This window comes from Constrictibacter sp. MBR-5 (genome assembly GCF_040549485.1).
In the GTDB taxonomy this organism is placed as follows: domain Bacteria; phylum Pseudomonadota; class Alphaproteobacteria; order JAJUGE01; family JAJUGE01; genus Constrictibacter.
Genome location: NZ_JBEPTK010000001.1, coordinates 572,763 through 598,511, shown reverse-complemented (window position 1 = coordinate 598,511; position 25,749 = coordinate 572,763). Strand labels below are relative to the sequence as shown.

Annotated in this window: 22 protein-coding genes and 1 riboswitch; of the genes, 9 read left to right on the top strand and 13 right to left on the bottom strand. The window is 68.8% G+C overall.

What is annotated here, in order from left to right:
• Window positions 1–173 precede the first annotated feature (173 nt).
• Both ABIE65_RS02805 and ABIE65_RS02800 read left to right on the top strand, forming a co-directional pair.
• On the top strand, window positions 174–1,718 hold the full coding sequence (locus ABIE65_RS02805) for a GumC family protein (RefSeq protein WP_354075361.1): 1,545 nt from the start codon (window positions 174–176) through the stop codon (window positions 1,716–1,718).
• Window positions 1,718–2,512, top strand: a complete 795-nt coding sequence (locus ABIE65_RS02800) for a P-loop NTPase family protein (RefSeq protein WP_354075360.1) — start codon at window positions 1,718–1,720, stop codon at window positions 2,510–2,512. The genes ABIE65_RS02805 and ABIE65_RS02800 overlap by 1 nt, the downstream gene beginning before the upstream one ends.
• Here ABIE65_RS02800 and ABIE65_RS02795 read toward each other — a convergent pair.
• From ABIE65_RS02795 to ABIE65_RS02770, 6 genes are all read right to left on the bottom strand, one after another.
• Window positions 2,497–3,363, bottom strand: a complete 867-nt coding sequence (locus ABIE65_RS02795) for a hypothetical protein (RefSeq protein ID WP_354075359.1) — start codon at window positions 3,361–3,363, stop codon at window positions 2,497–2,499. The two genes, ABIE65_RS02800 and ABIE65_RS02795, sit on opposite strands and share 16 nt — an antisense overlap.
• Window positions 3,364–3,488: 125 nt before the next feature.
• Window positions 3,489–3,791, bottom strand: coding sequence for a 50S ribosomal protein L28 (gene rpmB / locus ABIE65_RS02790; RefSeq protein ID WP_354075358.1), 303 nt, complete (start codon window positions 3,789–3,791; stop codon window positions 3,489–3,491).
• Between the two features lie 125 nt (window positions 3,792–3,916).
• Window positions 3,917–4,891, bottom strand: coding sequence for a methylmalonyl Co-A mutase-associated GTPase MeaB (meaB, locus tag ABIE65_RS02785; protein ID WP_354075700.1), 975 nt, complete (start codon window positions 4,889–4,891; stop codon window positions 3,917–3,919).
• Between the two features lie 152 nt (window positions 4,892–5,043).
• The gene (locus ABIE65_RS02780; protein ID WP_354075357.1) at window positions 5,044–5,820 is read right to left on the bottom strand and encodes an enoyl-CoA hydratase/isomerase family protein; all 777 of its coding nucleotides are present in this window, start codon (window positions 5,818–5,820) and stop codon (window positions 5,044–5,046) included.
• Between the two features lie 42 nt (window positions 5,821–5,862).
• A complete protein-coding gene (locus tag ABIE65_RS02775) occupies window positions 5,863–6,651 on the bottom strand; it encodes a 2-keto-4-pentenoate hydratase (RefSeq protein ID WP_354075356.1) in 789 nt (262 codons plus the stop codon).
• Between the two features lie 117 nt (window positions 6,652–6,768).
• Complete coding sequence (locus tag ABIE65_RS02770; protein ID WP_354075355.1) at window positions 6,769–7,662, bottom strand: LysR substrate-binding domain-containing protein; 894 nt, start codon at window positions 7,660–7,662, stop codon at window positions 6,769–6,771.
• A gap of 96 nt (window positions 7,663–7,758) precedes the next feature.
• Here ABIE65_RS02770 and ABIE65_RS02765 point away from each other — a divergent pair, with 96 nt between their 5' ends.
• The gene (locus ABIE65_RS02765; protein WP_354075354.1) at window positions 7,759–9,459 is read left to right on the top strand and encodes an acyl-CoA dehydrogenase family protein; all 1,701 of its coding nucleotides are present in this window, start codon (window positions 7,759–7,761) and stop codon (window positions 9,457–9,459) included.
• A gap of 124 nt (window positions 9,460–9,583) precedes the next feature.
• Window positions 9,584–9,931 carry an ArsC family reductase gene (locus ABIE65_RS02760; RefSeq protein WP_354075352.1) on the top strand — a complete coding sequence of 116 codons (348 nt, stop codon included), beginning with the start codon at window positions 9,584–9,586 and terminating at the stop codon, window positions 9,929–9,931.
• A gap of 6 nt (window positions 9,932–9,937) precedes the next feature.
• Here ABIE65_RS02760 and uvrA read toward each other — a convergent pair whose 3' ends face one another.
• Entirely contained in the window at window positions 9,938–12,817 is a 2,880-nt protein-coding gene (gene uvrA, locus ABIE65_RS02755; RefSeq protein ID WP_354075351.1) for an excinuclease ABC subunit UvrA, read from the bottom strand.
• Between the two features lie 775 nt (window positions 12,818–13,592).
• Between uvrA and ABIE65_RS02750 the strand changes: the two genes are divergently transcribed.
• The 4 genes from ABIE65_RS02750 (at window position 13,593) to ABIE65_RS02735 (ending at window position 17,394) form a co-directional block, all read left to right on the top strand.
• On the top strand, window positions 13,593–14,789 hold the full coding sequence (locus ABIE65_RS02750) for an acyl-CoA dehydrogenase family protein (RefSeq protein WP_354075350.1): 1,197 nt from the start codon (window positions 13,593–13,595) through the stop codon (window positions 14,787–14,789).
• 197 nt (window positions 14,790–14,986) lie between these two features.
• The gene (locus tag ABIE65_RS02745; protein ID WP_354075349.1) at window positions 14,987–16,123 is read left to right on the top strand and encodes an acyl-CoA dehydrogenase family protein; all 1,137 of its coding nucleotides are present in this window, start codon (window positions 14,987–14,989) and stop codon (window positions 16,121–16,123) included.
• A gap of 63 nt (window positions 16,124–16,186) precedes the next feature.
• Window positions 16,187–17,023 carry a universal stress protein gene (locus ABIE65_RS02740; RefSeq protein WP_354075347.1) on the top strand — a complete coding sequence of 279 codons (837 nt, stop codon included), beginning with the start codon at window positions 16,187–16,189 and terminating at the stop codon, window positions 17,021–17,023.
• Window positions 17,024–17,124: 101 nt separating this feature from the next.
• The gene (locus tag ABIE65_RS02735) at window positions 17,125–17,394 is read left to right on the top strand and encodes a hypothetical protein (RefSeq protein ID WP_354075346.1); all 270 of its coding nucleotides are present in this window, start codon (window positions 17,125–17,127) and stop codon (window positions 17,392–17,394) included.
• A 24-nt stretch (window positions 17,395–17,418) separates the two neighbouring features.
• Here ABIE65_RS02735 and ABIE65_RS02730 read toward each other — a convergent pair whose 3' ends face one another.
• The 5 genes from ABIE65_RS02730 to htpG form a co-directional block, all read right to left on the bottom strand.
• Complete coding sequence (locus tag ABIE65_RS02730; RefSeq protein ID WP_354075345.1) at window positions 17,419–18,438, bottom strand: FecCD family ABC transporter permease; 1,020 nt, start codon at window positions 18,436–18,438, stop codon at window positions 17,419–17,421.
• A complete protein-coding gene (locus ABIE65_RS02725) occupies window positions 18,435–19,412 on the bottom strand; it encodes an ABC transporter substrate-binding protein (RefSeq protein WP_354075343.1) in 978 nt (325 codons plus the stop codon). The genes ABIE65_RS02730 and ABIE65_RS02725 overlap by 4 nt, the downstream gene beginning before the upstream one ends.
• A complete protein-coding gene (locus tag ABIE65_RS02720; RefSeq protein ID WP_354075342.1) occupies window positions 19,409–20,218 on the bottom strand; it encodes an ABC transporter ATP-binding protein in 810 nt (269 codons plus the stop codon). The genes ABIE65_RS02725 and ABIE65_RS02720 overlap by 4 nt, the downstream gene beginning before the upstream one ends.
• A 27-nt stretch (window positions 20,219–20,245) precedes the next feature.
• On the bottom strand, window positions 20,246–22,336 hold the full coding sequence (locus ABIE65_RS02715; protein ID WP_354075341.1) for a TonB-dependent receptor: 2,091 nt from the start codon (window positions 22,334–22,336) through the stop codon (window positions 20,246–20,248).
• A gap of 211 nt (window positions 22,337–22,547) precedes the next feature.
• Window positions 22,548–22,747, bottom strand: a riboswitch (cobalamin riboswitch).
• Window positions 22,748–22,812: 65 nt separating this feature from the next.
• Window positions 22,813–24,654 (bottom strand): molecular chaperone HtpG, encoded by a 1,842-nt coding sequence (gene htpG / locus ABIE65_RS02710; protein ID WP_354075340.1) that lies wholly within the window; start codon window positions 24,652–24,654, stop codon window positions 22,813–22,815.
• A gap of 160 nt (window positions 24,655–24,814) precedes the next feature.
• Here htpG and ABIE65_RS02705 point away from each other — a divergent pair, with 160 nt between their 5' ends.
• A complete protein-coding gene (locus ABIE65_RS02705) occupies window positions 24,815–24,991 on the top strand; it encodes a hypothetical protein (protein ID WP_354075339.1) in 177 nt (58 codons plus the stop codon).
• Between the two features lie 77 nt (window positions 24,992–25,068).
• Here ABIE65_RS02705 and ABIE65_RS02700 read toward each other — a convergent pair whose 3' ends face one another.
• Window positions 25,069–25,617, bottom strand: a complete 549-nt coding sequence (locus ABIE65_RS02700; protein WP_354075338.1) for a CarD family transcriptional regulator — start codon at window positions 25,615–25,617, stop codon at window positions 25,069–25,071.
• Window positions 25,618–25,749 lie beyond the last annotated feature (132 nt).

The following is a 25,749-nucleotide window of genomic DNA, read 5'->3' as shown; positions in this document are numbered from 1 at the left end:
CGGGGGCCACCCCGTCAATGCTATGTTATCATTCTAGTGGGATCTTTCCCCAGAACGGGTTAATCGGCCACGCCGGTTTTCCCACTGCAACCCCCGGACAAGGCAATCCCCTTACGGTGGCGAAGTCAATCGACGAGCAGGCGGGCAGTCGCGCAGCGGCGGGTGAGCGTTCGATGGGTCGACCGCTCTCCACGCGCTATGGGCTGCGCGAGTTCCTGACTCTGATCTTCCGCGAGCGCAGGCTCCTGGCCGGCGTGTTCGTCGGCATCTTCGTGCTGGCGGTGATCGTCTCGTTCCTGCCGAGCGTGAAGTTCGAGGCGGAATCGAAGCTGCTGGTGCTGCTGAGCGGCGACTACACGTTGCGGCCCGACGTGGGCGAGTCGACCGGCACGATCTCCATGGAGCAGAGCCGGATCGTCAAGTCGGAGATGGAGATCCTGAACAACCGCGCCCTGATGGAAGCCATGATCGAGAAGGTCGGGCTGGCGCGGATGTACCCGGGACTGGCCGACGATGCGGCGGCGGGCGGCGAAAAGCGCCGCGCGGCCCTAAACAGCGCCGTCGATGCCTTCTCCGACCGCCTGGTGATCGAGCCGGTCACCGATTCGACCGTCGTCCGGCTGGCCTTCGAGCATCGCGACCCCGCGGTGGCGGCGGCCGCGCTCAACACGCTGGTCGACCTCTATCTGCAGCGCCGGCGCGACGTCTACAGCCATCGTGGCTCGGCGTTCCTCAGTTCCCAGCGCGAGGATTTCTCCAGTCGGCTCAACGAAGCGGAGGCCAAGCTCCAGGCGTTCCAGCAGAAGCACAACATCACCTCCTTCGAGGAGCAGAAGATCCTGCTGCTCCGCCAGGAGAGCGAGTTGAAGTCGCAGCAGCTCGATACGGCGAGCCGGCTCGAGGAGGCGACCGCCCGGCTCGAGGCCGTCGAATCCAGCATGAAGAGCGTGCCGCGGAACACGCCGCTCTATTCCGAGACGAACACCGCCGGCGCGCTGGAGACGGCCAAGGCACGGCTTCTCGAACTCGAACTGCGGCGCAACGAACTGCTCGCCAAGTATACGGCGAACAGCCGGTTCGTCCGCGATGTCGAGGAGCAGCTCGCGCTGGTCCGCAACTTCATCGAGCAGGAGAGCGGCCGCGGTCCCGGCACGCGCCGTGTCGGCGCCAATCCGATCTACGAACAGCTCTCCGCGGAGGCGATCCGGCTGCGCGCCGACGTCGATGCTCTGCGCGCCCGGCGCGACGCGCTCGAGTCGCAGATCCAGACGATGGCACAACGTCGAATCGCCCTGGACGAGCCGGAGCGGGAGTATCGCTCCCTCGTCCTGGAACGCGACATCCTCAAGCAGCAGTACGAGGCGTATGCGGGCCGGTCGGAGGAAGCGAGGATCCTCGAGGACATGGACCAGCGCCAGGCGGCGAACGTGCGGATCATCGAGCGTGCGACCCCGCCGACGAAGGGGAAGAACCGCCAGCCGCTGATCATCCTGCTCGGCATGATCGGCGGCGCGGCGACGGCGCTCGCCGCCGGCTTCGTCCGCGACTTCAGCCGCACCACGATCGGCACGCCGGAAGCCGCGGAGCGGGCGCTCGGCCTGCCCGTGCTCGGTACGGTCGGGTTCAAGGAGGGATTGGCCGGTGCGAATGGTGCCGCGGCGCCGCCGCCGGCGGACGAAGGTTCACCTGTGTCGCCGCGGCGACGGAGCGTCGGCTGATGCGCAAGTCCGCCTTGTCCTTTCTGCGTACGCCGGAGTACGCACCGGCGGCTGTGCCGTCCTCCTCGGGACCGCGGGATGCCGACGAACTCGCCCTTCTGGGCGAGATGCAGCGGCTCTTCGCCGTCCTGAACCCACCCCTGACCGAGGGCGCCGGACGGGTCGTGCAGTTCATCTCGGCGCAGCCCGGCGAAGGCACGTCGACCATCGCCCGGGCTTTCGCCCGTGCGGCGACGCTGCAGGCGCAGCAGTATGTGACGCTGCTCGACCTGAACACGACCGGGCCGTCGCAGTACGACTGGTTTCAGCAGGCGGCGGCGCGCGACCGCAACCTCGCCCTCGGCGATTCGCTCGACATCGGGGTCGACTCCACGCCGCTGTGGCGCCTGTCGGGCGAGCATGTGGTGACCGAACTGCCGAATGCGGCGCGCGGTCCCCTGATGAGTTTCCATCGCGCCGGCGCATCGCGCCTGCTGGTCAGCCGGTTCCGGCACGAATCCCTGCGTGACGGCCAGACGGCCCAGGTCGGCAACCAGCCCGCCTTCTGGGACAATCTACGCGATCGGATCAGCTTCACCGTGGTCGACACGCCGGCCGCCAGCCGTTCGGTCGACGGGCTGGTCGTGTCGAACCTCGCGGATCTTGTGGTGCTGGTCGTTGAGGCCGAGTCGTCGCGGACGCCGGTGGTGGCGGACCTGCGGGACATGATCATGGCGCGCGGCGCCAACCTGGCGGGCATCGTGCTGAACAAGCGCCGCTTCTATATCCCCGAGAAGATCTACCGGCGACTGTGATCCCGGGCGCGGGCGAGGACGGATGCCCGCGCACCCCGGTACTTCGCGAGAGCGATCGCGGCGACGCCCAGGCCGATGACGAGATTCACCGCGGCCGCCGCCTGGAGCACCGCGAGGTCCGTTATCCAGCCGATATAGAAGACGACGCCGCCCATGCTGGCGGCGGCCCCGAGATAGAGGACGGCCATCGACAGCTGATCGAACGCGGCGGGCGGCAGTGGTGCGCCGTCCGCTTCGCGCTGAAGGGCGGCAGCCAACCGGTCGAAGCGCGTGACGTCGGCACGTCGCTCGACGTCCGCCATCGCTTCGGCGGCCTGCTCCAGCAGTTGCCGCTTCAGCGAGAACCCGAGCAGCAGCAGGACATGCGCCGCCGCATAAGTGAGGGTGAGAAAGAGCGGGAAGCGCCACCACAGGCCGCCGGCCTCCAGGTTCAGCGCGGCATCGTACGCATCGGTATAGTCTAGCGTAAGGGTCGCGACCGTGACCTTCAGCAGCAGGCCGATCTCCTTCAGGTCGAAGAAGAAGGCGGTCAACACGAAGATTACCGCTGCTGCCGCCGCCACGAGCACCCGCGTGGGATGCTCCGGAACCGACTTCAGCAGTGCCTCGACCCTGTCGGCGCGATCCTTGGCGTCGGCCTCGCCGATAGCCTGCGCGCGCCGATTCAGATTCAGGAGATGCCCGAACTGACGCCGAAGGTCACGGTGAAGGAACGCGGCGGCGACGGCGGTGGGGACGGGGAGTCGCAGCCGCATACGGCCGGCCGGCGCCAGACTCAGCGGCGGGCGGCCCTCGATGTCTGCGAGTGCGGCGCGCGCGATGCGCACCAAGTCTTCCTGGTTCGCCGGCATGTTCCCCCCGGCTGCACTCTACCCGCGACGGGGTTCGTCGAACGCAAAAAAGCGCGCCGCAGCGATACGGCGCACTCCCATGCGATCGAAAGTCACGAGCGCCCCGTCACCAGGGCGCGTCGGCGTCAGCCGGCTGCGGCCTGCCGCGTTTCGGCGCAGCGCGCCACGCGGCGCTTCAGCCGGCGGATGTCGGGGGTCATCTTGCCCGCCGGGGTCTTCGACAGCCACGCGTCGAGGCCGCCGTTCTTCTCGATCGTGCGCAGGCCGTTGACCGTCAGTCGCAGGCGGACCGCCGTGCCCAGCACGTCGCTCATCAGCGAGGTCTCCTGCAGGTTGGGCAGGAAGCGCCGCTTCGTCTTGTTGTTGGCGTGGCTGACATTGTTGCCAACCAACGCGCCCTTGCCGGTGATCTGGCAGCGCCGGGCCATGGGACGTCCTCGGAAAATTGAACTGTTCGCGGGTGGGTCCCCGCAAGGAAGGCGCTATGTACGGGGCGAGGGCTGAAAGGTCAAGTCCGCAGAGCCCCGTCGACGGAGACTCAGGCGGTGGAGAGTCAGTTCGGGCCGGATAGGAACGTCTCGATCATCCGCCGCGCGGCCTTCGCCGGCGGAATCCGCCCGGCGATCACGTCTCGCTCCAGGTCGGCGATCTGGGAGCGGACGCCGGGATGCCGCTTGAGCGCCGCGAGCAGGGTTTCGCCGATCTCTCCCCACATCCACGCACGCGCCTGTTCGCCGCGCCGTTTGGCGATCTCGCCGACGGCGCCGAGCTTGTCGCGGTACCGGCCGACCGCGTCCCAGATCTCCGGGATGCCCTTGCCCTCGAGGGCGGAGCAGCGCAGCACCTCGACCTGCCATTCGGCGGAGGCCGGCCGCAGCAGCCGCACCGCATGCGCATAGTCCGACGCCGTGCGGCTCGCCTGCGCGGCGAGGTCGCCGTCGGCCTTGTTGACGACGACGAGGTCGGCCAGTTCGACGATGCCACGCTTGATGCCCTGCAACTCGTCACCGCCGCCCGGCAGCAGCAGCAGCACGAACATGTCGACCATGTCGGCGACCGCAGTCTCCGACTGGCCGACGCCGACGGTCTCCACGACGATCACGTCGAAGCCGGCGGCCTCGCAGACGTGCATCGCCTCGCGCGTGCGCCGTGCGACGCCGCCGAGCGTCGTGCCGGCGGGGGAGGGGCGGATATAGGCCTCCGAGCGGCGCGACAGTTCCGCCATGCGCGTCTTGTCGCCGAGGATGGACCCGCCGCTGCGCTTGGACGACGGGTCGACCGCCAGGATTGCCATGCGGTGCCCGCGGTCGATCAGGTGCAGGCCGAACGCCTCGATGAAGGTCGACTTGCCGACGCCGGGCACGCCGCTGATGCCGAGCCGCACGGAATTGCCCGTATAGGGCAGCAATGCCTCCAGCAGCGCCTCGGCATCGGCGCGATGGTCGGGGCGGGTCGACTCGATCAGCGTGATCGCCCGCGCCAGCGCCCGGCGGTCGCCGCTGCGGATGGAGGCGGCCAAGTTGGCGATCCTGGCCGTTCCATCCGCTTCATCGCCTGCTGATGTACTCGCCTGCACTCGTCTCTCGGCTCTCTGTACCAGGGTCGGTCGGCCGCTCAAGGCGCCGCCACAGGGATACCGGAGAAGGCCCTGTCAGACCATCCCTCCGCCGGCGGTCGAGCCTACTTTCCCTTGAACTTCGGCGCGCGCTTTTGGACGAACGCGGTGAGGGCTTCCTGGCAGTCCTCGGTCTCGGCGATCAGGGCGAAGGTCTCGGCGACGTTCTCCACCGAGCGGCGGAAGTCGGCGTCGCAGGCGCGGGCATAGGCGTCGCGGCCGAGCTTCATGACGATCGGCGACTTCGCGGCGAACTTCTGCGCGATGGCGCGGGCGCGTTCCAGGGCGGTGCCCGCGGGGACCAGTTCGCTGACCAGGCCCATGCGGAAGGCGGTCTGGGCGTCGAAAGGCTCGCCGAGGAAGAGTGGGCCGAACGCCTGATGCTTGCCGACCAGGCGGGGGAGCTGGACGAAGTGGATCGCCGGAATCAGGCCGACGTCGATCTCCGGGTAGCCGAAGGTCGACTTGTCGCCGGCGATCAACATGTCGCAGGAGATCGCGATGGTCATGCCGCCGGCGCGCGCCGGTCCGTCGACCACCGAGATGCTGGGCTTGCCGAGGCGGTACTGGATGTCGTTGAGAGCGAAATAGAGCCGCTCGACGAAGCCCTTCACCTCGACGCCGCTCTTGCCGCGGACGATGTCGAGGTCCAGTCCGGCGCAGAAGACCCTGTGCGCGCTGCGGATGATGACGGCACGCACCGCATCGTCCTTGCCCGCCTTGGCGACGGCGTCGAGCAGTTCCTCGACGAGCTGAATGGTGATCGCGTTCACCGGCGGGCGGTCGAGGGTGATCTCGGCGACCTTGTCGAGGATCTCGTAGCGGATGAATTCGTAGGTCATCGGGCGCGTCCGTTTCTGTGATGCCGCCCGTCTACTCCGGCTTCAGGCGGAATACGAGACGGTGACCGTGCCGAAGGCGCCGTAGTCGGCGGTGTGGGTTTCGCCGGGCCGGGCGAGGATCATGCCGGTGCAGGTGCCCGTGCTGACGACCTCGTCGGCTGCCAAGCCGATCCCGGTGCGCGACAGTTCGTTGGCGAGCCATGTCAGCGGTGCCAGCGGATGGTCGAGCGCCTCGGCGGCGGTGCCGCGGCGGCGCTCGCGGCCGTCCACCGTCAGCACGATCGGCTGGCCCGGGATGTCCGCGTTCCGCCAGTCCGGGATCGCCGGACCGAGGATGAGCGTGCCGGAGCCGCTGGCGTCGGCGAGGATCGCCGGCAGGGGCGGGAAGCGGTCGTCGTGGGCGAATCGGCACTCGGCCGCCTCGATACCGGGATGGACCGAGGCGACGGCGTCCGCGATTTCGTCCTCGCTGTAGGGCGTGGCGCGCGGCGGCAGGTCGGCGGCGAGCCGCACCATATACTCGCATTCGGTGATCGGCCGGAGCAGTTGCGGGCCGGGCAGGGTAGCGGGTGACTCGGTCACGAACTGGCGGAAGACCCGGCCGTAGATCGGCGCGTTCGTGCGCAGCGCCTGCTGCATCTCCGGCTTAATCGCCGCGATCTTCCAGCCGCCGACCGCCCAGCCGAGTTCGGCCGCGACCTCGGCGGCGATGCGATAGGCGGCGGCCTCGTCGGGCGGTACCAGCGCCGGATCCAGGCCGCTCTGCTGGCGGCGGTCGCGGCGCAGGTCGGCGAGGAGGCGGACGAGACGGGCTTCGTCGTCGGGGGTCATACGGGCGGTCCTTCCTACGGAGCGCGGGCGTCCGGCCCGCCTTGTCATCGCTTCGGAATAGGCCCCGAGCCGGCGCGGCTGTCGAACGACTATTCCGCCGGCCCCCTTGATGTCCGCTCAAGCCCCCGGTGCATCGGCGCGCGTCTCGTCCTGCAGCCAGGCATGAAGGGCGGCGATGCCGGGGTCGCGGGCGCGTGCGTTGTCGTGCATCAGGGCGAAGATGCGCGAACTGCGCCGCGCGACAGGGATCGGGATTGCGAGGCGGCCTTGCGCGAGGTCCGTTTCCGCGAGGGCGCGGATGGCGAGCGCCACGCCCAGCCCCTCTGCGGCGGCGTCCATGGCGAGCGCCATGCTTTCGAAGAACAGGCCGCTCTCGGGGTCGATGTCCTCGATGCCGGCGAGCGGCAGCCACCGGCGCCAGTCGTCCGGCCGCAGGCGGATGTGCAGCAGGCGGTGGTCGCGGAGGTCGAACGGCTCCGGCCCGAGAAGCCGCGGCGCACAGACGGGCACCGCCTCGATGGCGACCAGCGGCACGATATCGAAGCCGGGCATGGCGCGGCCGTCATGCACCGTCACGACCGCATCGCAGCGGTGCGGCGGCAGCTCCAGCGGGTCGGCGATGGTCACGATCTCCACGTCGACGTCGGGGTGGCGTGCATAGAAGTGCGGCAGCCGCGGGATCAGCCAGCGGCTGGCGAACACCGCATAGGCGCCGAGTTTCACGACCTGCCGTTCCGGCGCCTTCTGGGCGCGGGCGATGCCGGTGGCCAGGGTGTCGAGTGCCGCCTTCGCCGCATCGAAGAGCGCGGTCCCGGCGCCTGTCAGGGCGAGGCCGGTCGGTCCGCGCACGAAGAGGTCGGTGCGCAGCCGCAGTTCCAGGTCGCGGATCTGGCGGCTGATCGCGCCGGGCGTCACATTCAGTTCGGCAGCCGCCCGGGTCATGCTGAGATGGCGCGCCGCCGCCTCGAAAGCACGCACGGCATGCAGCGGCGGCAGGGTGCGATGGGTCATGCGTTGAGCGTAGCTCAAGACCCCGGCCGGCGAAATCGTTTGCCGGCACGGCCGCCGCGGCGCCATCTCTGGCCTGTCAGGAAGAGGAGGCCCCCGATGCCCGATACAGCCCCGAACGTCGCCGTCGCCCTGTCGCAGATCGGTTCGGAGAACATTCCGGACAGCCGCGGCACCAACCTCTGGCGGGCAGATCCCAACCTGGGCCGGCTGCTCGGCCTCTACATGCCGGCGGGCCTGCGCGCGCACCTGGAGCCGCATCTCGACCGGCTGGGCGAACTGGCCGGCGGTGAATTGGACGAACTGGCAGGCATCGCCGACCGCAACGGCCCGGAGCTGCGCCCGCGCACCCGCCGTGGCGAGGACGCCAACGCGGTCGACTACCACCCCGCCTATCGCGCCATGGAGAAGATCGCGTTCGGCGACTACGGTCTCGCCGCGCTGTCGCACCGCGGCGGCGTGCTGGGCTGGAACGCACCGATGCCGCCCGCGGCAAAATACGCCATCACCTATCTGTTCGTGCAGGCCGAGTTCGGCCTGTGCTGCCCGGTGAGCATGACCGACAGCCTGACCCGCAGCCTGCGCAAGTTCGGCAGCCCCGATCTCGTCGCGCGCTACCTGCCGGCGCTGACCAGCCAGGACATGGACGCGCTCTACCAGGGGGCGATGTTCATGACCGAGCAGGGTGCGGGCTCCGACGTCGCCGCCACGGCGGTCGAGGCGCATCCGGCGAACGACGGGACGTGGCGCCTGTCCGGCGACAAGTGGTTCTGCTCGAACGCCGACGCCGAACTCGCCATGGTGCTGGCGCGCCGCGCCGACGCGGGACCGGGCCTGAAGAGCGTCAGCCTGTTCCTGCTGCCGCGCACCCTGCCGGACGGCACGGCGAACGCCTATCGGATCGTGCGGCTGAAGGACAAGCTGGGCACCCGCTCGATGGCCTCGGGCGAGATCCGGCTCGAGGGGGCGACCGCCTGGATGGTCGGCGAGGCCGGTGCGGGCTTCCGGCAGATGGCCGACATGATCAACAATTCGCGCCTGTCGAACGGTGTCCGCGCCGCGGGACTGATGCGCCGCGCCGTCACCGAGGCGCTGCACGTCGCGAACAACCGCGTCGCCTTCGGCCGTCGTCTGATCGAACTGCCGCTGATGCGCCGCCAACTCGCCAAGATGATCCTGCCGATGGAGCAGGCGCGGACGATGGCCTTCCAGACCGCCGAGGTGCTGCGCCGCTCGGACGCCGGCGAGGAGGGTGCCTACGCGCTGCTGCGCATCATGACGCCGCTGATCAAGTTCCGCGCCTGCCGGGATGCGCGCCGCGTCACCGGCGACGCGATGGAGGTGCGCGGCGGCTGCGGCTACATCGAGGAATGGCCGGACGCGCGCTTGCTGCGCGATGCCCACCTCGGCTCGATATGGGAGGGCACCAGCAACATCGTGGCGCTCGACGTCATGCGCGCGGTCAAGCGCGAGGGCAGCCTGGAGGCACTCACCCTCCATGTGAACGGCCTGCTGGCCGAGGCGGGTAACATGCCGGAACTGCCGCCGGTACTGGAGCGCGCGTCGGCCCTGGCGCGGCGCGCGGTGGCCGAAGGCGGCGAGATTCTGACGCGTCAGGCGGCGACGGCGCTCTACAACGTCACCACCGCCGCCGCGATGGCCTGGGAGGCGGCGAAGCTCGACGACCCCCGCCGCCTGACCCTCGCCCGCATGGTCCTGCGCCACCGCCTGCTGCCGCGCGATCCGCTTGACGCAGGGGAGGACGGCGCGGCGGAGATCGACGCGGCTCTGGCCGCTTGAGCGATCTCGGCCCGAGCGGCTTCTGGGGACCGACGAGGCGGTCTAAGGTCCGCAGCGAAGCTCTGCGGCGGCAACCGGGCGGCTGCCCGGGACATTGACGCAGGGGGGCGATCGGAGGGCGGACATGACGGTGACGGTCTACGGCATCAAGAACTGCGACACGATGAAGAAGGCCCGCGCCTGGCTCGACCAGCGGGGCGTCGCCTACGCCTTCCACGACTACAAGACGGCGGGGATCGACCGACCGACGCTGGAGGGGTGGGCCGGGCAGGTCGGCTGGGAGACCCTGCTGAACCGCGCGGGCACGACGTTCCGCAAGCTGCCGGAGGCGGACAAGGCGGATCTGAACGAGACCAAGGCGCTGGCCCTGATGCTGGCGCAGCCCTCGATGATCAAGCGGCCGGTGCTCGACCTGAAGGGGCGGCTGCTGGTCGGGTTCAGGCCGGCGGACTACGAGGCGGCGCTGAAGTAGGCGCCCTCAGGACGCCCTCTTGCGCTTCCCCTTCGTGCGCAGGTACGGCGCCAGGAACCGCCCCGTGTGGCTCTCCGCTACAGCCGCGACGTCCTCGGGCGTGCCCGAGGCCACGATGCGGCCGCCGCGGGAGCCGCCTTCGGGGCCGAGGTCGACGATCCAGTCGGCGGTCTTGATGACCTCCAGGCTGTGCTCGATGACCAGCACCGTGTTGCCCTGCTCGACCAGGGTGTGCAGCACCTCCAGCAGCTTGCGCACGTCCTCGAAATGCAGACCGGTGGTCGGCTCGTCGAGGATGTAGAGGGTGCGGCCGGTGGCGCGGCGGGCGAGTTCCTTGGACAGCTTGACGCGCTGCGCCTCGCCGCCCGACAGGGTGGTCGCCTGCTGGCCGATCTTCACGTAGCCGAGGCCGACCTGCTGCAAGGTGGTCAGGCGGTCGCGGATCGACGGGACGGCCTGGAACGCCTCGACGCCCTCGTCGACGGTCATGTCGAGCACGTCGGCGATCGAACGGCCGCGGAACTTGATGTCGAGCGTCTCGCGGTTGTAGCGCTTGCCCTTGCAGACGTCGCATTCGACGTAGACGTCGGGCAGGAAGTGCATCTCGATCTTGATGACGCCGTCGCCCTGGCACGCCTCGCAGCGGCCGCCCTTCACGTTGAAGGAGAAGCGGCCGGCCTTGTAGCCGCGCGCCTTGGCCTCCGGCATGCCGGCAAACCAGTCGCGGATCGGCGTGAAGGCGCCGGTATAGGTGGCGGGGTTGGAGCGCGGCGTGCGGCCGATCGGCGACTGGTCGATGTCGATGACCTTGTCGATATATTCCAGGCCGTCGATGCCGTCGTGGGCGCCGGGATGCTCGCGCGCGCCGTGCAGGCGCTTGGCGACGGCCTTGTAGAGCGTCTCGATGACCAGCGTCGACTTGCCGCCGCCGGATACGCCTGTGACGCAGGTGAGCGTGCCGAGCGGGAAGGTGGCGTCGATACCCTGCAGATTGTGCTCGCGCGCGCCGCGCACCGTGATGGCGCGGCCGTCGCCCCTGCGCCGCACGGCCGGCACCTCGATCCGGCGCACGCCGGTTAGGTACTGGCCGGTCAGGCTCTGCGGCGAGGCCATGATGTCGGCGGGCGTGCCCTCGGCCACCACCTGTCCGCCGTGGACGCCGGCGCCGGGGCCCATGTCGATCACCCAGTCGGCGGCGCGGATCGTGTCCTCGTCGTGCTCGACCACGATGACCGTGTTGCCGAGGCCGCGCAGCCGCTCCAGGGTCGCGAGCAGGCGCTCGTTGTCGCGCTGGTGCAGGCCGATCGACGGTTCGTCGAGGACGTAGAGCACGCCGGTCAGGCCGGAGCCGATCTGCGAGGCGAGGCGGATGCGCTGGCTCTCGCCGCCGGACAGCGTGCCCGAGGCGCGGGCGAGACTGAGATAGTCGAGCCCGACATTGACGAGGAAGCCGAGCCGCTCGTTGATCTCCTTCAGGATGCGCGTGCCGATCTCGAGCTGTTTCGGCGTGAGGCGGTCGTTCAGGGCGGCGAACCAGACCTGGGCGTCGGCGACCGACAGTTCGCTCGCCTCGCCGATGTGGCGGCCGTCGATCTTCACCGCCAGCGCCTCGGGCTTGAGGCGGTGGCCGCCGCAGGCTTCGCAGGGGGCGGCGCTGTGGTAGCGCTCCAGCTCCTCGCGCAGCCAGGCGCTGTCGGTCTCCTTCCAGCGCCGCTCCAGGTTCGGCACGACGCCCTCGAACGGCTTGTTCACCGTGTAGCTGCGCAGGCCGTCATTGTAGGTCATCTCGACCGGGTCCTTGCCCGAGCCGAACAGGACGGCCTGGCGCAGCTCCTCCGGCAGGTCGCGCCAGGGCGTGGTCATGCTGGCGCGGTAGTGCCGGGCGAGGCTGTCGAGCGTCTGGTCGTAATATTGCGAGCTCGAATTCTTCCACGGCGCCACGGCGCCGTCGCGCAGCGACAGGCGCTCGTCCGGTACGACGAGCTGGGCGTCGACATATTTCTGTGAGCCAAGGCCGCTGCAGACCGGGCAGGCGCCGTAGGGGTTGTTGAAGGAGAAGAGGCGCGGCTCGATCTCCTCGATGGTGAAGCCGGAGACCGGGCAGGCGAACTTGGCCGAGAAGATGGTGATCTCGCCGCCGTCGGCGTTCTCGGCGAAGAGGATGCCGTCGGCCAGTTCCAGCGCCGTCTCGATGCTCGCGGCGAGGCGCGTCGCGATGTCGGGGCGGACGACGATGCGGTCGACCACCACCTCGATGTCGTGCTTGCGCTTCTTGTCGAGGTTCGGCGCCTCCTCGATCTCGTGCATGGCGCCGTCGACCTTGACGCGCTGGAAGCCCTTGCGGCGCAGCTCGGCCAGTTCCTTCTTGAACTCGCCCTTGCGGCCGCGCGCGATGGGCGCCAGCAGGTAGAGGCGCGTGCCCTCCGGCATGGCGAGCACGCGGTCGACCATCTGCGAGACGGTCTGGCTCTCGATCGGCAGGCCGGTGGCGGGGGAGTAGGGGACGCCGACCCGCGCCCAGAGCAGGCGCATATAGTCGTGGATCTCGGTGACCGTGCCGACCGTCGAGCGCGGGTTGCGCGAGGTCGTCTTCTGCTCGATCGAGATCGCCGGCGACAGGCCCTCGATGGAGTCCATGTCGGGCTTGTGCATCAGCTCCAGGAACTGGCGCGCATAGGCCGACAGGCTCTCGACATAGCGGCGCTGGCCCTCGGCGTAGATCGTGTCGAAGGCGAGCGTCGACTTGCCGGAGCCGGACATGCCGGTGACGACGACCAGCCTGTCGCGCGGCAGTTCGACGTCGACGTTCTTCAGATTGTGCTCACGGGCGCCACGCACCGTGATCTTCGGGCCGTCGATCCGGGAGCCGTCGGTCTTGGAGGTCATGGGCGGGGAACGCCTTCGAAGCACGGTGCCGAGACTGCGCAAGATAGGGCGGCGAGGGCCGGGGCAAAAGCGGGAAAAAAGAACAAAAGGGGACCATTCGAAGTGGAGGGGCCGATTAACGTTGTCTCAGCATCGAGCGTGCGACCCTCTGAGTTTGCGGCGCTGCGGTTGCGAGGGAGCGCGTGTTGGGGATCATACGGGGTCTCGATGTCGAAGGCCGCACCATGCTCGGTAAAGCTGCCGGGGCGATCTTTGGCCTGATCACCGGCGGCTTGCCTGGGATGTTGATGTTCAAGGCGGTGGGGGATCTCTCGCGCGCTACAGTCCGATCTTTCCGCATTTGTCGAAGATCTCGACGAGAGCGAGAGAGCGAAGCCGCCTCACCCCTCTCGTTCTCGCATGGCCACGACCGGAGCCCGCGTATCCTGTGCCAGCATGAATCTGTTCGCCCCTCCTACAGAATATCGTGTGTCAGTCGCAGAACCAAAGCTGGTCAATTTGCGGCCAGAACTTCCGGGAGATCTGGTTTTGTTATTACAAGTCTGCGCTGATATGGTCGCAATTACGTTGTCTTTGCTGCCAAACTAGGAGAAACGATGCCGATCATCGCCAATAAGGTCGTTCCGAGCGGCGGCAGCGGCCTTAGTACACTTGTGACACTAGCGAGCCCGATCCGCGCGGTGGCGCTGTTCGCTTAGGGCGGCCGGAGCAGCGTTGATCGGCCCGGCGGGGCGGGCTACACCTCTCTAAAGACCGGACATTGCAGAGGGCGTCGATGGACCTTCGTTTCACTCCCCAGGAGGAGGCCTTCCGGGCCGAGGCGCGCGCATGGGTGCGCGACAACCTGCCGCGCGACATCTGGGAGAAAGTCGACCAGGGCATCGAGCTGACCCGCGAGCAGTATGTGCGCTGGATGCAGATCCTGGCGAAGAAGGGCTGGATCGCCTCGAACTGGGAGGCGAAGGACGGCGGGCCGGGGCTGAGCTCGGCCGAGAAGTACATCCTGGACGACGAGCTCTTCCTGGGCGGCGCGCCGCGGACCATCCATTTCGGCACGCGGATGGTCGGCCCCGTGCTGTTGGCCTACGGCTCCGAGGAACAGAAGCGGAAATACCTGCCGAAGATCCTGACGAGCGAGGAGATCTGGTCGCAGGGCTATTCCGAGCCGGGTGCGGGCTCCGACCTCGCCTCCCTGCAGCTGAAGGCGGTGCGCGACGGAGACCACTACGTCGTGAACGGCACCAAGGTCTGGACCAGCCACGCCCACTTCGCCGACCGGATGTTCCTGCTGGCGCGCACGGCCAGCACCGGCAAGAAGCAGGAGGGCATCAGCTGTCTGCTGGTCGACTTGAAGACGCCGGGCATCACGATCACGCCGATCATCACCATCGACGGCCGCCACGTCTTCAACCAGGAGATCTTCGAGGACGTGCGGGTGCCGGTCGAGGACCGCGTCGGCGAGGAGGGCGACGGCTGGCGGATCGCCAAGTACCTGCTCGGCCACGAGCGGTCGAACGCCTCCTGGATCTCGATCACCAAGCGGACGCTGCACAAGCTGAAGCAGGTGGCGAAGGTCGAGCGGGCAGACGGCGCCAGGCTGATCGACGACGACGCCTTCCGCATGAAGATGGCGGAACTGGAACAGTCGCTGGAGGCGTTGGAACTGACCTCGCTGCGTTCGCTGGCCCAGAGTGCGGCGGACAAGCCGGTCGGCCCCGAGGCGTCCATGCTGAAGATGCGCACTGGCGACGCGATCCAGCGGGCGGGCGAGCTGCTGATGGAGGCGGGGGCCTATTACGCGCAGCCGTTCGAGGCGCGCGCCATTCGCTCCGGCTGGAACGAGGAGCCGGTCGGGCCGGACTATCTGTTCCGGATGTCGCCGGAATATTTCGACCACCGCGCGATGTCGATCGCCGGCGGCTCGCACGAGGTGCAGAAGAACATCATCGCCAAGGCCGTGCTCGGCCTCTGAGCGGTGAGCGGGAGGGCTGGCATGGCGCCGGAAGACCGTCACCGGACGGGAACCTGTCGGGCGCTTGTCAGCCGCAGGCGGCCGTCATAGCCTCCCGCACGGATCGCGGGCAGGGCTGTGGCCGGCCCAACGAGAACAGCATCGTCGAGGCCGGCCTCGGCCCCTAGAGGTCAGGCCCTGAGAGGAGAGAGCGCGAAATGGACTTCGAATACTCCGACGACCAGCGTCTGCTCAAAGACAGCGTCGAGCGCTTCGTTCAGAACAACTACGCGTTCGAGCAGCGTCGCAAGCTGGTCGCGACCGAGGAGGGCTACAGCGAGTCCAACTGGAAGCAGTTCGCCGAACTGGGCTGGCTCGGCATGCCGTTCCCCGAGGAATACGGCGGATTCGGCGGCACGGCGATCGAGACGATGATCGTCATGGAGGCCTTCGGCAACGGCCTGGTGGCCGAGCCGTATCTCGCCACGGTCGTCCTCGGCGGCGGCGCGATCCTCTATGGCGGCAGCGATGCGCAGAAGCGCGCGATCCTGCCGGCGGTGGCGGAAGGCGCGATGAAGCTGGCCCTCGGTTTCGCCGAGCGGCAGTCGCGCTACAACCTCGCCGACGTCGAGACCAAGGCCGAGAAGAGCGGGGACGGCTGGACGCTGAACGGCATGAAGGGCGTGGTCTTCGGCGCGCCGTCGGCCGACAAGATCGTCGTCGTCGCCCGCACGTCGGGCGGCTCGCGCGATGCCGACGGCATCACGCTCTTCATCGTCGACAAGGGCACGCAGGGCCTGCGCGTGCGCGGCTATCCGACGGCCGACGGCCTGCGTGCCGGCGAGGTCTATCTGGAAGGGGTGAAGGTCGGCGCCGACGCGGTGCTCGGCGAAGTCGGCAAGGGCCTGCCGATCTTGGAGAAGGTGATCGACTACGCCATCGCGGCGGTGAGCGCCGAGGCGGTGGGGGCGATGAAGACCCTGAACGACATGACGCTGGGCTACATCAAGACCCGCGTCCAGTTCGGCCAGCCGATCGGCAAGTTCCAGGTGCTGCAGCACCGCATGGTCGACATGTACATCGCCCACGAGGAGGCGAAGTCCATGGCGATGATGGCGGCGATGCGCGTCGGCGAGGACAGCGAGGCCGACCGCAAGAAGGCCATGTCGGCGGCGAAGGTGCAGATCGGCAAGTCCGCCCGCTATGTCGGCCAGCAGGCGATCCAGCTGCACGGCGGCATCGGCATGACCGACGAATATGCCGCAGGCCACTATTTCAAGCGGCTGACGATGATCGATCGCAGCTTCGGCGATGTGGACTATCATCTGAAGCGGTTCGCCGATCTCGCGAACTGATACGATGATGAAGGCGGGGCCGGGGCAGGTGCTTCGGCCCGAACGCCGGGAGACGGTAGGCTGATGGTCAAGAGCATCGTCGTGGGCCTCGACGGCACCGACTCCAGTCGCGCGGCCGAGGATCTGGCGATCCGGCTGGCGAAGACGCACGGCGCCGTGCTGGCCGGCGTGGGCGTGCTCGACGTGCCGTACATCACGGCACCGCAGGCGCGGCCGATCGGTGCTGGCGCCTACAAGGAGCATCGCGACGAGACGCTGCTGGCGAAGGGCCGGGCGGACATGCGCAAGCGGCTCGACGGCTTCCACGCCACCTGCGAAGCGGCCGGCGTCGCCAGCCAGGAGATCGGCTGCGAGGGCGCGCCGCACGTGATGATCGAGCGCGAGGCGTGCGGGCACGACCTGATCGTGCTCGGACGCGACACGAACTTCTACGGCGAGCGCGAGCATCACATCGACGCCTCGACCGAGCGGCTGCTGCGCGACAATCCGCGGCCGGTGATCGTGGTGCCGCGCGAGCGGCCGCCAGGCGATACGGTGGTCGTCGCCTATGACGGCAGCATCCAGGCGTCGCGCGCCATGCACATGTACGTGCTGCTGGGCCTCGCCGTCGGCCGTTCCGTGCACGTGGTCAGCATCCACGAGGACGAGGGCAAGGCGCTGGAATTGGCGGGGCGCGCCTCGGGCCTGTTCGAGGTGCACGGCATCAAGGTGACGGCGCACGGCATCCGGTCGCGCTCCCACCCGGCCGACGTCCTGCTCGGCGAATTGGACGGGCTGAATGCCGGCATGCTGGTGATGGGCGCGTTCAGCCACCACGGGCTGGTACACCGCGTCTTCATCGGCGCCGCCACCAAGCGCCTGCTGGAGCGCTGCCCGGTCCCGCTGTTCGTCCATCACTGACGCTTCGGCAAAAGGCGGCGCCGGCGGTCCCAAACGTCGGAACCGTCCGCAACGGGGCCGTGTTCTCCTCTCGAATCCGTGACCGAGGGGGGACCCGTAACGTGTTCCGTACATTTGTTCTCTACAGCGCCGCCACAGTCCTGGCGCTGGTCGCCGTCCCGGCCGCCGTCGTCGGCTGGTATGAGATGAGCCCGCAGACCTTCAGCTCCGCCGTGCACGCGACCGTCGACGTGTTCGACGAGGACCAGTACGCGACGATGGTCGCAACGGGACCGGACGCGGGCGAGACGCGCGCTACGGCCGCCGCGGAGCCCGAGGAGGAGGCCGAGCCGAAGACCGTCCTGGGTCAGCAGCTCGCCTCGGCCGAATAAGGGCTCGCTGGTCGTGCGACCTCTCTAGGGCCGCGACGCACGGCGCAGCAGCCACACGAAGCACAGGCCGCCGACCAGTCCCGTCACGACGCCGATCGGAATGTCGTTCGGCGCGGCGAGGGTCCGGGCCGCGATATCGGCCACGACCAGGAACAGCGCGCCCAGGATGGCGGCGGCCGGCAGCACGAGGCGGTTGTCGCCGCCCACCATCAGGCGCGCGATATGCGGCATCATCAGGCCGACGAAGCCGATCATGCCGGACACCGCCACCATCACACCGGTCAGCAGCGCGTTGGTCACCAGGAGCAGCGTGCGGAGTGCGCCGACTGGGATGCCCAGCGTCGTTGCCGTCTCGTCGCCCATGGCGAGGCCGTTGAGCTGGCGGGCGTTCGCCAGGAAGACGAGGCCGCAGCCGAGCAGGGCCGCCGCCGGAATCCCGAGATTGCCCCACTGGGCGAAGCCGAAGCCGCCGAGCATCCAGAAGACGACCGAGGCGACGGCGCGCGGATCGGCGACGACGATCAGCACATTGCCGAGCGACCCCACCACGAAGGCGGTGGCCACACCGGCGAGGACGAGGTGCGCCGCACCCGTGGTCTGCGCGAAGCGCGCGGTCAGGATCACGATGCCGGTGGCCGCCATCGCGCCGCCGAAGGCGAACAGCGGCACCGTGTAGGGGCCGAGCAGATGGCCGGTCAGGAGGATCGCGACATTGGCGCCCAGGGCGGCACCCGCCGAAACGCCAAGCAGGTGCGGATCGGCGAGCGGGTTGCGCGTCACGCCCTGCATGACCGTGCCCGCCATGCCGAGCCCGGCGCCGACCAGGATCGCCAGGATCGCCCGCGGCACGCGCAGCTCCCAGACGATGCTGGCGCGCGAGGCGGGCCAGGAGACGTGGATCAGGCCCGGCGAGAGCCTGTCGAGGACGATGGCCCAGACGGTGTCGAACGGAATGGCCGCCGTGCCGACGCTGATCGCCGCTGTCGCCGCCAGGATCAGCAGGACGGGCGATGCGACGAACAGGACGGCGGCGCGGCGCCTCATCGTCGGCCGTCGGCGATGTCGCCGAGAAATGCCGCGACCTTCTCGACGGCCCCGATGTTACGCGGGCCGGGTGTCATCTCGTCGTAGGACAGCACCAGGAACCGGTCCTTGGCGACGGCGGTTACGAAGGCGAAGGCCGGGTTGTCCTTCATGAAGGCGATCTTCTGGTCGGCAGTCACCTCGCCATAGTCGACGATCAGCACGGCGTCCGGATTGCGGTCGACGACCGTCTCCCAGCCGAGGCGCACCCAGCTCGACTCGACCTCGGCGACGATGTTCTCGCCGCCGGCGGCCTCGATGATCGCCTGGGGCATCGAGAAGCCGCCGGCGGTCTGGGCGAGGCGCTCGCCGGAATCGTAGACGAAGACGCTCGGAGGCGCGGCCGTGCGTGCGGAAACCGCGGCTTCGACCGCGTCGATGCGGCGGCGATACTGCGCAATCAGCGCCGCGGCGCGCGGCGCCACGTCGAACACCGCGGCCAGGTCGGTCAGGTCGCGGTAGAGGAAGTCGAGCGAGGCCTTTTCGCGCCGGCCGATCCGGACGCAGGATTCGGTCAGCTCGTAGACTGGGATGCCGAAGGCGCCGAGGCTCTCCGGCGTGACCTCGCCGCCGACGCGCATGCCGTAGCTCCACCCGGCGAAGAGGAAGTCGACCTCCTCGGCGAGGAAGACTTCCAGGTTGGCGTAGCCCGCGTGCAGCGAGCGCAGGCGCGTCACCGCGGGGAACCGGTCCGCGATCTTCAGCATCCGCTCCGGCCGGCCGATATAGCCCGCCATCCGGTCCTCCAGGCCGAGAGCCAGCATCATCTCGGTCAGGTTCGAGCCGTGCGACACGGCCCGTCGGGGTGGCCGGTCGACGGTGACATCCCTGTCGCAGCTGCGCACGGTGACCGGTGCGGCCGCGGCGGTCGGCGCGAAGGTCATGCACGCGAGCAGGGGCAGGAGCACGGGCAGGCTGAGTATCTTGTCGGTCATCGGGCCTCTCCCGCCGCGGTGCGGCCGGTTCCGGGCAGGCGGAAGGTGAAGCGCCGGCCGCCGCTATTCGGCGCGCCGCCGGGCGGCTCGGTGCGGATGTCCGCCTCCACGTCGAAGGCGCGGCGGATCAGCGCCGGGATCAGCACGTCGTCGGGATGGCCGCAGCCGACGGCGCGGCCGTCGCGCAGGACCAGGACCTGGTCGGCGATTTCGGCCGCCAGTTCCAGGTCGTGGAGCGTCGTGACGATGGTCGCGTCCAGGCCGCGCAGCAGGTGCACGATCTCCAGCTGGTGGCGGATGTCGAGGTGATTGGTCGGTTCGTCGAGGACGATCAGCCCCGGTTCCTGCGCCAGCGCCCGGGCGAGCAGCACGCGCTGCTTCTCGCCGCCGGACAGGCGGGCGTAGGGCTGGTCCGCCAGCGCGGCCAGATCGAATCGCTCGATCATCGTCTCGGCGATCTCCGCATCCTGACGGTTCCAGCCGAACAGGCCGCGCCGATGCGGCAGGCGGCCGGACGCGACCACGTCGCGGACGAGAAAGGGAAAGTCCGCCGGAGCTTCCTGCAGGACGGCGGCGATCTTCCGGGCCGCGGTGCGGGGCGACATGCCCCACAGGTCGTGCCCGTCGACCGACACCGTCCCGTCCGTCGGCCTGTTCTGCCGGTAGAGGCAGCGCAGCAGGCTGGACTTGCCGGCCCCGTTCGCGCCGACGACGGCGGTGATGCTGCCGGGGGCGACGGCGAACGAGATGCCGACGACGATCGCCGGACCGCCTTTCGGGCCCCAGGCGAGGCCATCCACACGCATGCCGACGCCCCGCCCGGCGCCCACGTCTCAGAACCGCACGTCGAGCGAGAGCATGGCCGTCAGCGGCCGGCCGACGATCTGCTGCGTGTCGCCGCCGGAGGTCGCGTAGAATTCGTCGAACAGGTTGTAGACGAACAGCCCGACCGTCATCCGCTCGACCGGGTCCCACTGCAGGCCGGCATTGACGATGCCGTAGCTCGACCGGTTGTTCTCGTTGCTGTCGCCGGTGAAGGTGCTGCCGACATACTGGACGCCGGCATGGGCGCGCCAGTCGTGGGCGAAGTCCCAGGTCAGCCAGGCGTTGGCGGCCTCCTGCGGCACGTTCGGCGGCGTCTTGCCGGAGAAGTCACCCCCGGCCTGGACGTAGTCCTCGTATTCCGCCTCCAGGATCGTGCCGTTGACGTCGAGGCGCAGCGTGTCGGTGAACGCGAAGCCGACGGCGGCCTCGATGCCCTTGGACGTCTGGCGCCCGACCTGACGCGTGATCGTCGGATCGTTCGGATCACGTGCCAGGGTGTCGCGCTTGTCGATGTAGAAGGCGGCCAGCGTGGCCTCGCCGCGGCCGCCCATGAAGGCGTGCTTCACGCCGACCTCGTACTGCTCCCCGACGGGCAGCTCGTAGTCCTTCTGCGTATCGTTCAGCGTCAGGATGTTGCCGATCGGCTCGGCCGCCTTCGAATACTGGGCGTAGAAGGCGAGGTCCGGGATCGGGGTATAGACGACGCCGGCGCGCCAGTTCCACGAATCCATCGTCTTCGTGAAGCCCGTGCCGTTCAGCAGGTTCTCCCGCTCGACCTCGGGATGGTCGTAGCGGATGCCGCCGACCAGAGACCAGTGCTCGTCCAGCTTCAGCCGGTTGTCGAGGAACACCGAATACTGGTGCGTGACCGCGTCGAAGGTCGGCCGGTAAGGGGCGGGGCTGTCGAAAGTGCCGGGATCGAAATGCTCCTGCGGGACGGTCGAATTGCCGGTGTAGGGGCTGTTGTTGGTGTGCGTGAACGCCATCCGGTTCACGTCGAAACCCACGACCGTCTCGTTCTCGATGCCGCCGAAGGCGGTGCGCACGGTCGCGTCGCTGCGGTTGCCCCACTGCTTCAGGTCATGGTTGATCGCAATGTAGCTGGAGCGGTCGATGAGGTCGGTGGCGGCGTTCCAGCGATAGCTCTCGACGTTCCGCCAGGTCCGGTCGCTCTCCAGGTAGTAGGTCGTGGAGGAGAGGGCGAGGCTGTCCGAGGGCGTCCACTCGGCCTCGAACTGGGTGAGATTATCCTCGTAGCTGATCTTGCCGTCCCTGACGTTGTAGTTCTCGTCGCGCAGACGTTTCTTCAATTCGCCGTCAATCAGCGGCGTGCCGAAATACGCGCTGGGGCGCTGGTAGCCGTGGTCGTGGCTGAGGGTGAAGGCGATGTCGGGCGTCGCCTGCCAGCGCAGTCCGCCCGAGAAGGCGATGCTGGGCGCGTCGCCGCGCTCGACCCAGCCGTCCGTGTGTTTCGCGCTGACGTCGAGATTGTAGGCGAAGCCGTCGTCGATCGGGCCGGCGCTGCCGAAGGCGAGGGCCTTCAGCCCGCTCGTGTCGAAGACGGTGCGGGCCTCGTTGCGCCGGCCGGTGGTCAGCGGCTTCTTCGGGATGATGTTGATCGCGCCGCCGATGGCGCCCTCGCCGTAGAGCACCGAGGCGGGGCCGCGCAGGATCTCGATGCGGTCGACGGTCCAGGTGTCGAAGGGGAAGGTGATCGTCCCCGACGCCGGGTAGAGGCGCGTGCCGTCGTAGAGGCGCGTGACCGACCCGTGTCCGGCGAAGCCGCGCATGCCCAGCGACGTGCCGCCGTTGCCCGGGGTGCCGAGGAAGTTGATGCCGATGCCGTTCTGGACGATCGCCTGGTTCACGTCGAGCTGGCCGCGGTCGCGGATGGTCGTACCGTCGATGATCTCGACGCTCGCGGGCGTCTCCAGCGGCGTGAGCGAGAGGCGGCTGCCCGCCGTGCCGGGGACGCCGAGGTTCGGACCTGGACCGGCGATGCCCGTACCGGCGACGCTGATCGGATCGAGAACGAGGGTGTCGGCGGTGGTGCCGGTGCTGTCGGTTTGGGCGCGGACCGGAAGGGCGATCACGAGCATGGCGAGAAGAGAGGGCCCCCCGAGCGCCAGCCGGCGTGAGGCGGCGCGGTTCGGGCGAGCGGACGGAGTCGTGATGTGGAGAGAGTTGCAGGCCAAGGCGATGGCTCCCGCGGCAGGTTGCAGGTCGCATCGCAAATCGAGGCCTTCGACCGCTCGGATTCACCGACCGGTATTCAGACTGCCGCCGAGACACCCCGCCCAGCGTATTCGCGCGCGACAACGGCCGACGGCAGGTCTCCTGGCTCGCAGGTCGTTGCGTCTCGCCGCCTTCCCGGGCCGCGGGGCCCAGTGGCATGGTTGGCGAGCTGCTCGCTGCTTACAGTTGCGGGGGCAGCTGCGGAATGGGACCCAGGAGGCCCGCACCGCATTCCCTTTTGATTCCCGAGGGAAACCGTCGGGGAGGGTTCTACGGGCGGGCGAGTGAGGCCGTCAAGCGGCCGACCCCGCCGCGGCTGCGGGGCGGTGGCCGGACGGTCCTATCCGGCGAGCAGTGCGGACAGGCGGCGGGAGAAGGCGGCGGGATCGGGCAGGGGCTCGCCTTCGATGATGCGGGCCTGATCGAGGAGAAGGTGAGCCATGTCGGCCGTACGCGGCGAGTCGGCTTCGCCCGCGAGCTTGCGGATCAGCGAATGGCGCGGGTTCAGCTCCAGGATGCGCGGCGTCGGCGGGACGTTCTGCCCGTGCATCTTCAGCATCCGCTCCATGTGGATGTCCATGCCGCCCTCGTCGGCGACCAGGCAGACGGGGCTTTCGGTGAGGCGGTCGGACGACCGGACGTCCTTCACGGAATCGCCAAGCTGCGTCTTGAACGCGGCGATCAGCGCGCCGAGGTCGGAGGCCTCGGGCTTCTCCTCGGGCGTCTTCTCCGGGTCGGCCTCGATCTTGTCGAGGTCCGCGGCGCCGCGGGTGACCGAGCGGAACGACTTGCCCTCGTAGGCCCCGACCGACGGGATCCAGAAATCGTCGATGGCGTCGGGCAGCAGCAGCACCTCGACGCCCTTCGCGGCGAAGCCCTCCAGGTGCGGGCTGCGGCGCAGGGCGTCGATCTCGCCGCCGCTGATATAGTGGATCGCCTCCTGGCCCGGCCGCATGCGGGCGACATAGTCGGCGAGCGAGGTCCACTCGCCGTCGCGGGTCGAGCGGAAGCGGGCCAGCTTCAGCAGCGTGTCGCGATGCGCCGGCTCCTCGTAGAGGCCTTCCTTCAGCACCTGGCCGAAGGTGTCCCAGAAGCCCAGATAGCCCTCGGCGTCGCTCTCGGCGCGCTTCTCCAGGTCGCCCAGGACCCGGCGCACCACGGCGGCCTTGATCTGCGTCAGCACCGGATTGTGCTGCAGCATCTCGCGGCTGATGTTGAGCGGCAGGTCCTCGGAATCGACGACGCCGCGCAGGAAGCGCAGCCAGCCGGGGACGACCTCCTCGCACTCGTCGGTGATGAAGACGCGCTTCACGTAGAGCTTCACGCCGGGGCGGCGCTCCGGGCGGAACAGGTCGAACGGCCGCGAGGTCGGGATGAAGAGCAGGCCCGTGTATTCGATGCGGCCTTCGGCGCGCCAGTGCAGCGTCATCCACGGCTTGTCGAAGGCGTGGCCGACATGGTGGTAGAACTCGGTGTATTGCTCCTCGGTGATCTCGTTGCGCGACCGCGTCCAGAGGGCGGAGGCCGAATTCACCGTCTCGGCGTCCTTGCCGGCCTCGGCGAGCCTAATCGGCACCGCGATATGGTCGGAATAGGTCTGGATGATGTGGCGCAGGCGGCTGGACTCGAGGAATTCCTTCGCGTCGTCGCGCATGTGCAGGACGATGCGGGTGCCGCGGATGTCGGCGTCGGATTCGGCGATGGTGAAGCTGCCCTTGCCGTCCGACTTCCACGTCCAGGCCTGGCTCTCGCCGGCCTTGCGGCTGGTGACCTCGACCAGATCGGCGACCATGAAGGCGGCGTAGAACCCGACGCCGAACTGCCCGATCAGCGCCACGTCCTTGCGCGCGTCGCCGCTGAGCTGTTCCAGGAAAGCGCCGGTGCCGGAGCGGGCGATGGTGCCCAGGTTCTCGACCAGATCCTCGCGGTTCATGCCGATGCCGTTGTCGGCAACGGCGACGGTCGCGGTGTCCTTGTCGACGGTGACCGTGATCTCGAAGGCGCCGCCGTCGGCGGTCAGGTCGGGCTGGGACAGGGCCGCATAGCGCAGCCGGTCGCAGGCGTCGGAGGCATTGGAGATCAGCTCCCGTAGGAAGATCTCCTTGTTCGAATAGACCGAGTGGACCATCAGGTGGAGGATGCGCCCCACCTCGGCCTGGAACTGCAGTGTATCCTCGCTCATGGCGCCGTTTTATCCTGCGATGTCAGCTGGTTAGATTTGGATGCCGCCGGAACACATATGGGCAGGGGCGCTGTCGTTCAAGGAGCCGGCGGCACGGCGGAGGAACCCGTCGCGGCAGCCTGGGTTCACCAAGCGGGGGAACCACGACCAGAGACGATCGATGCATTATGTAGCGATCACCGCGGGCATCCTCCTCGTCTGTCTCGCCTATGGCGGCCACGCTGAGACCTTCGGCGCGGCGTTCGATGCGGCGACGTCGGGAGAACCGGCGAAAGCCGTCGAACTGCTAGGGGATGCGCTGAGCGGAACGCTCCGCGACGCGGACACCAAGCAGTGACCAAAGGGCGGGACGCGTGCCTGACGAGGGCCCCGGCCTAGGGACTCAAGTCAGGCCCGTCCGTAGAAGGACGGCGGTCAGCGCACCCGCGCGGCGGGGACTTCCAGCGGCAACAGCGCCTCGATCTTCGCCGAAGCCTGCGCCAGGTCGGAGTCGTCGGCCACCGCCAACTCTTCCGCCAGCCGCGCGAGCGCCTCGCGAAAGATCACGCCGTCGCGGCCGCGGCCGCGACGCGGCGACAGGTCGCGCAGCACCTCCGCCAGCATCTCCGGCTGCCCGCTGTTCAGCTTGATCTCGTGCTCGCTGGCACGGCGCGACCACTGGCGCTGTGCCGGTGCCGGCTCCCCGGAGAGGATATCGAGGATCGGCCGCATCTCCTCCGGCGCCATCGGCGTACGCAGGCCGGAGTTCGCCAGCGCCCGCTCGGGGATGCCGACGGTCAGCGACAGGCGGGCGAAGTCGACGATCACATATTGCTGGCGTTCGCCGCCGACGTCCCGCTCCTCGGTGCCCTTGACCCGGCCGAGGCCGTGCTTGGGATGGAGCACCGTCTGGTCGACGACGAAACGCAGGTCGGCGGGGGCGCCGGGATTCGCTTCGGTGACCACACCATCGACCTCGTTCATAGCTTTCGCCTTTCGTCCGAAACGATGATGCTGCGACGGCAGGCATTCGGCCGTCCGCGGCGAAATTCCGGGGGCGACATCCAGCCCGGACCGGCCGGAATCGCGTCCGCGCGAAAGTCATAGATGGTGTCG

Bases quoted from the DNA above. Each gene is read 5' to 3' on its own strand.
- htpG (WP_354075340.1), bottom strand. From the start codon at position 24,654: ATGAGCGAGGATACACTGCAGTTCCAGGCCGAGGTGGGGCGCATCCTC.
- ABIE65_RS02775 (WP_354075356.1), bottom strand. From the start codon at position 6,651: ATGACCCCCGACGACGAAGCCCGTCTCGTCCGCCTCCTCGCCGACCTG.
- ABIE65_RS02705 (WP_354075339.1), top strand. From the start codon at position 24,815: ATGCATTATGTAGCGATCACCGCGGGCATCCTCCTCGTCTGTCTCGCC.
- rpmB (WP_354075358.1), bottom strand. From the start codon at position 3,791: ATGGCCCGGCGCTGCCAGATCACCGGCAAGGGCGCGTTGGTTGGCAAC.
- ABIE65_RS02720 (WP_354075342.1), bottom strand. From the start codon at position 20,218: ATGCGTGTGGATGGCCTCGCCTGGGGCCCGAAAGGCGGTCCGGCGATC.
- uvrA (WP_354075351.1), bottom strand. From the start codon at position 12,817: ATGACCTCCAAGACCGACGGCTCCCGGATCGACGGCCCGAAGATCACG.
- ABIE65_RS02730 (WP_354075345.1), bottom strand. From the start codon at position 18,438: ATGAGGCGCCGCGCCGCCGTCCTGTTCGTCGCATCGCCCGTCCTGCTG.
- ABIE65_RS02765 (WP_354075354.1), top strand. From the start codon at position 7,759: ATGCCCGATACAGCCCCGAACGTCGCCGTCGCCCTGTCGCAGATCGGT.
- ABIE65_RS02715 (WP_354075341.1), bottom strand. From the start codon at position 22,336: ATGCTCGTGATCGCCCTTCCGGTCCGCGCCCAAACCGACAGCACCGGC.
- ABIE65_RS02750 (WP_354075350.1), top strand. From the start codon at position 13,593: ATGGACCTTCGTTTCACTCCCCAGGAGGAGGCCTTCCGGGCCGAGGCG.
- ABIE65_RS02700 (WP_354075338.1), bottom strand. From the start codon at position 25,617: ATGAACGAGGTCGATGGTGTGGTCACCGAAGCGAATCCCGGCGCCCCC.
- ABIE65_RS02805 (WP_354075361.1), top strand. From the start codon at position 174: ATGGGTCGACCGCTCTCCACGCGCTATGGGCTGCGCGAGTTCCTGACT.
- ABIE65_RS02800 (WP_354075360.1), top strand. From the start codon at position 1,718: ATGCGCAAGTCCGCCTTGTCCTTTCTGCGTACGCCGGAGTACGCACCG.
- ABIE65_RS02770 (WP_354075355.1), bottom strand. From the start codon at position 7,662: ATGACCCATCGCACCCTGCCGCCGCTGCATGCCGTGCGTGCTTTCGAG.
- ABIE65_RS02725 (WP_354075343.1), bottom strand. From the start codon at position 19,412: ATGACCGACAAGATACTCAGCCTGCCCGTGCTCCTGCCCCTGCTCGCG.
- ABIE65_RS02745 (WP_354075349.1), top strand. From the start codon at position 14,987: ATGGACTTCGAATACTCCGACGACCAGCGTCTGCTCAAAGACAGCGTC.
- ABIE65_RS02740 (WP_354075347.1), top strand. From the start codon at position 16,187: ATGGTCAAGAGCATCGTCGTGGGCCTCGACGGCACCGACTCCAGTCGC.
- ABIE65_RS02795 (WP_354075359.1), bottom strand. From the start codon at position 3,363: ATGCCGGCGAACCAGGAAGACTTGGTGCGCATCGCGCGCGCCGCACTC.
- ABIE65_RS02760 (WP_354075352.1), top strand. From the start codon at position 9,584: ATGACGGTGACGGTCTACGGCATCAAGAACTGCGACACGATGAAGAAG.
- ABIE65_RS02780 (WP_354075357.1), bottom strand. From the start codon at position 5,820: ATGACCTACGAATTCATCCGCTACGAGATCCTCGACAAGGTCGCCGAG.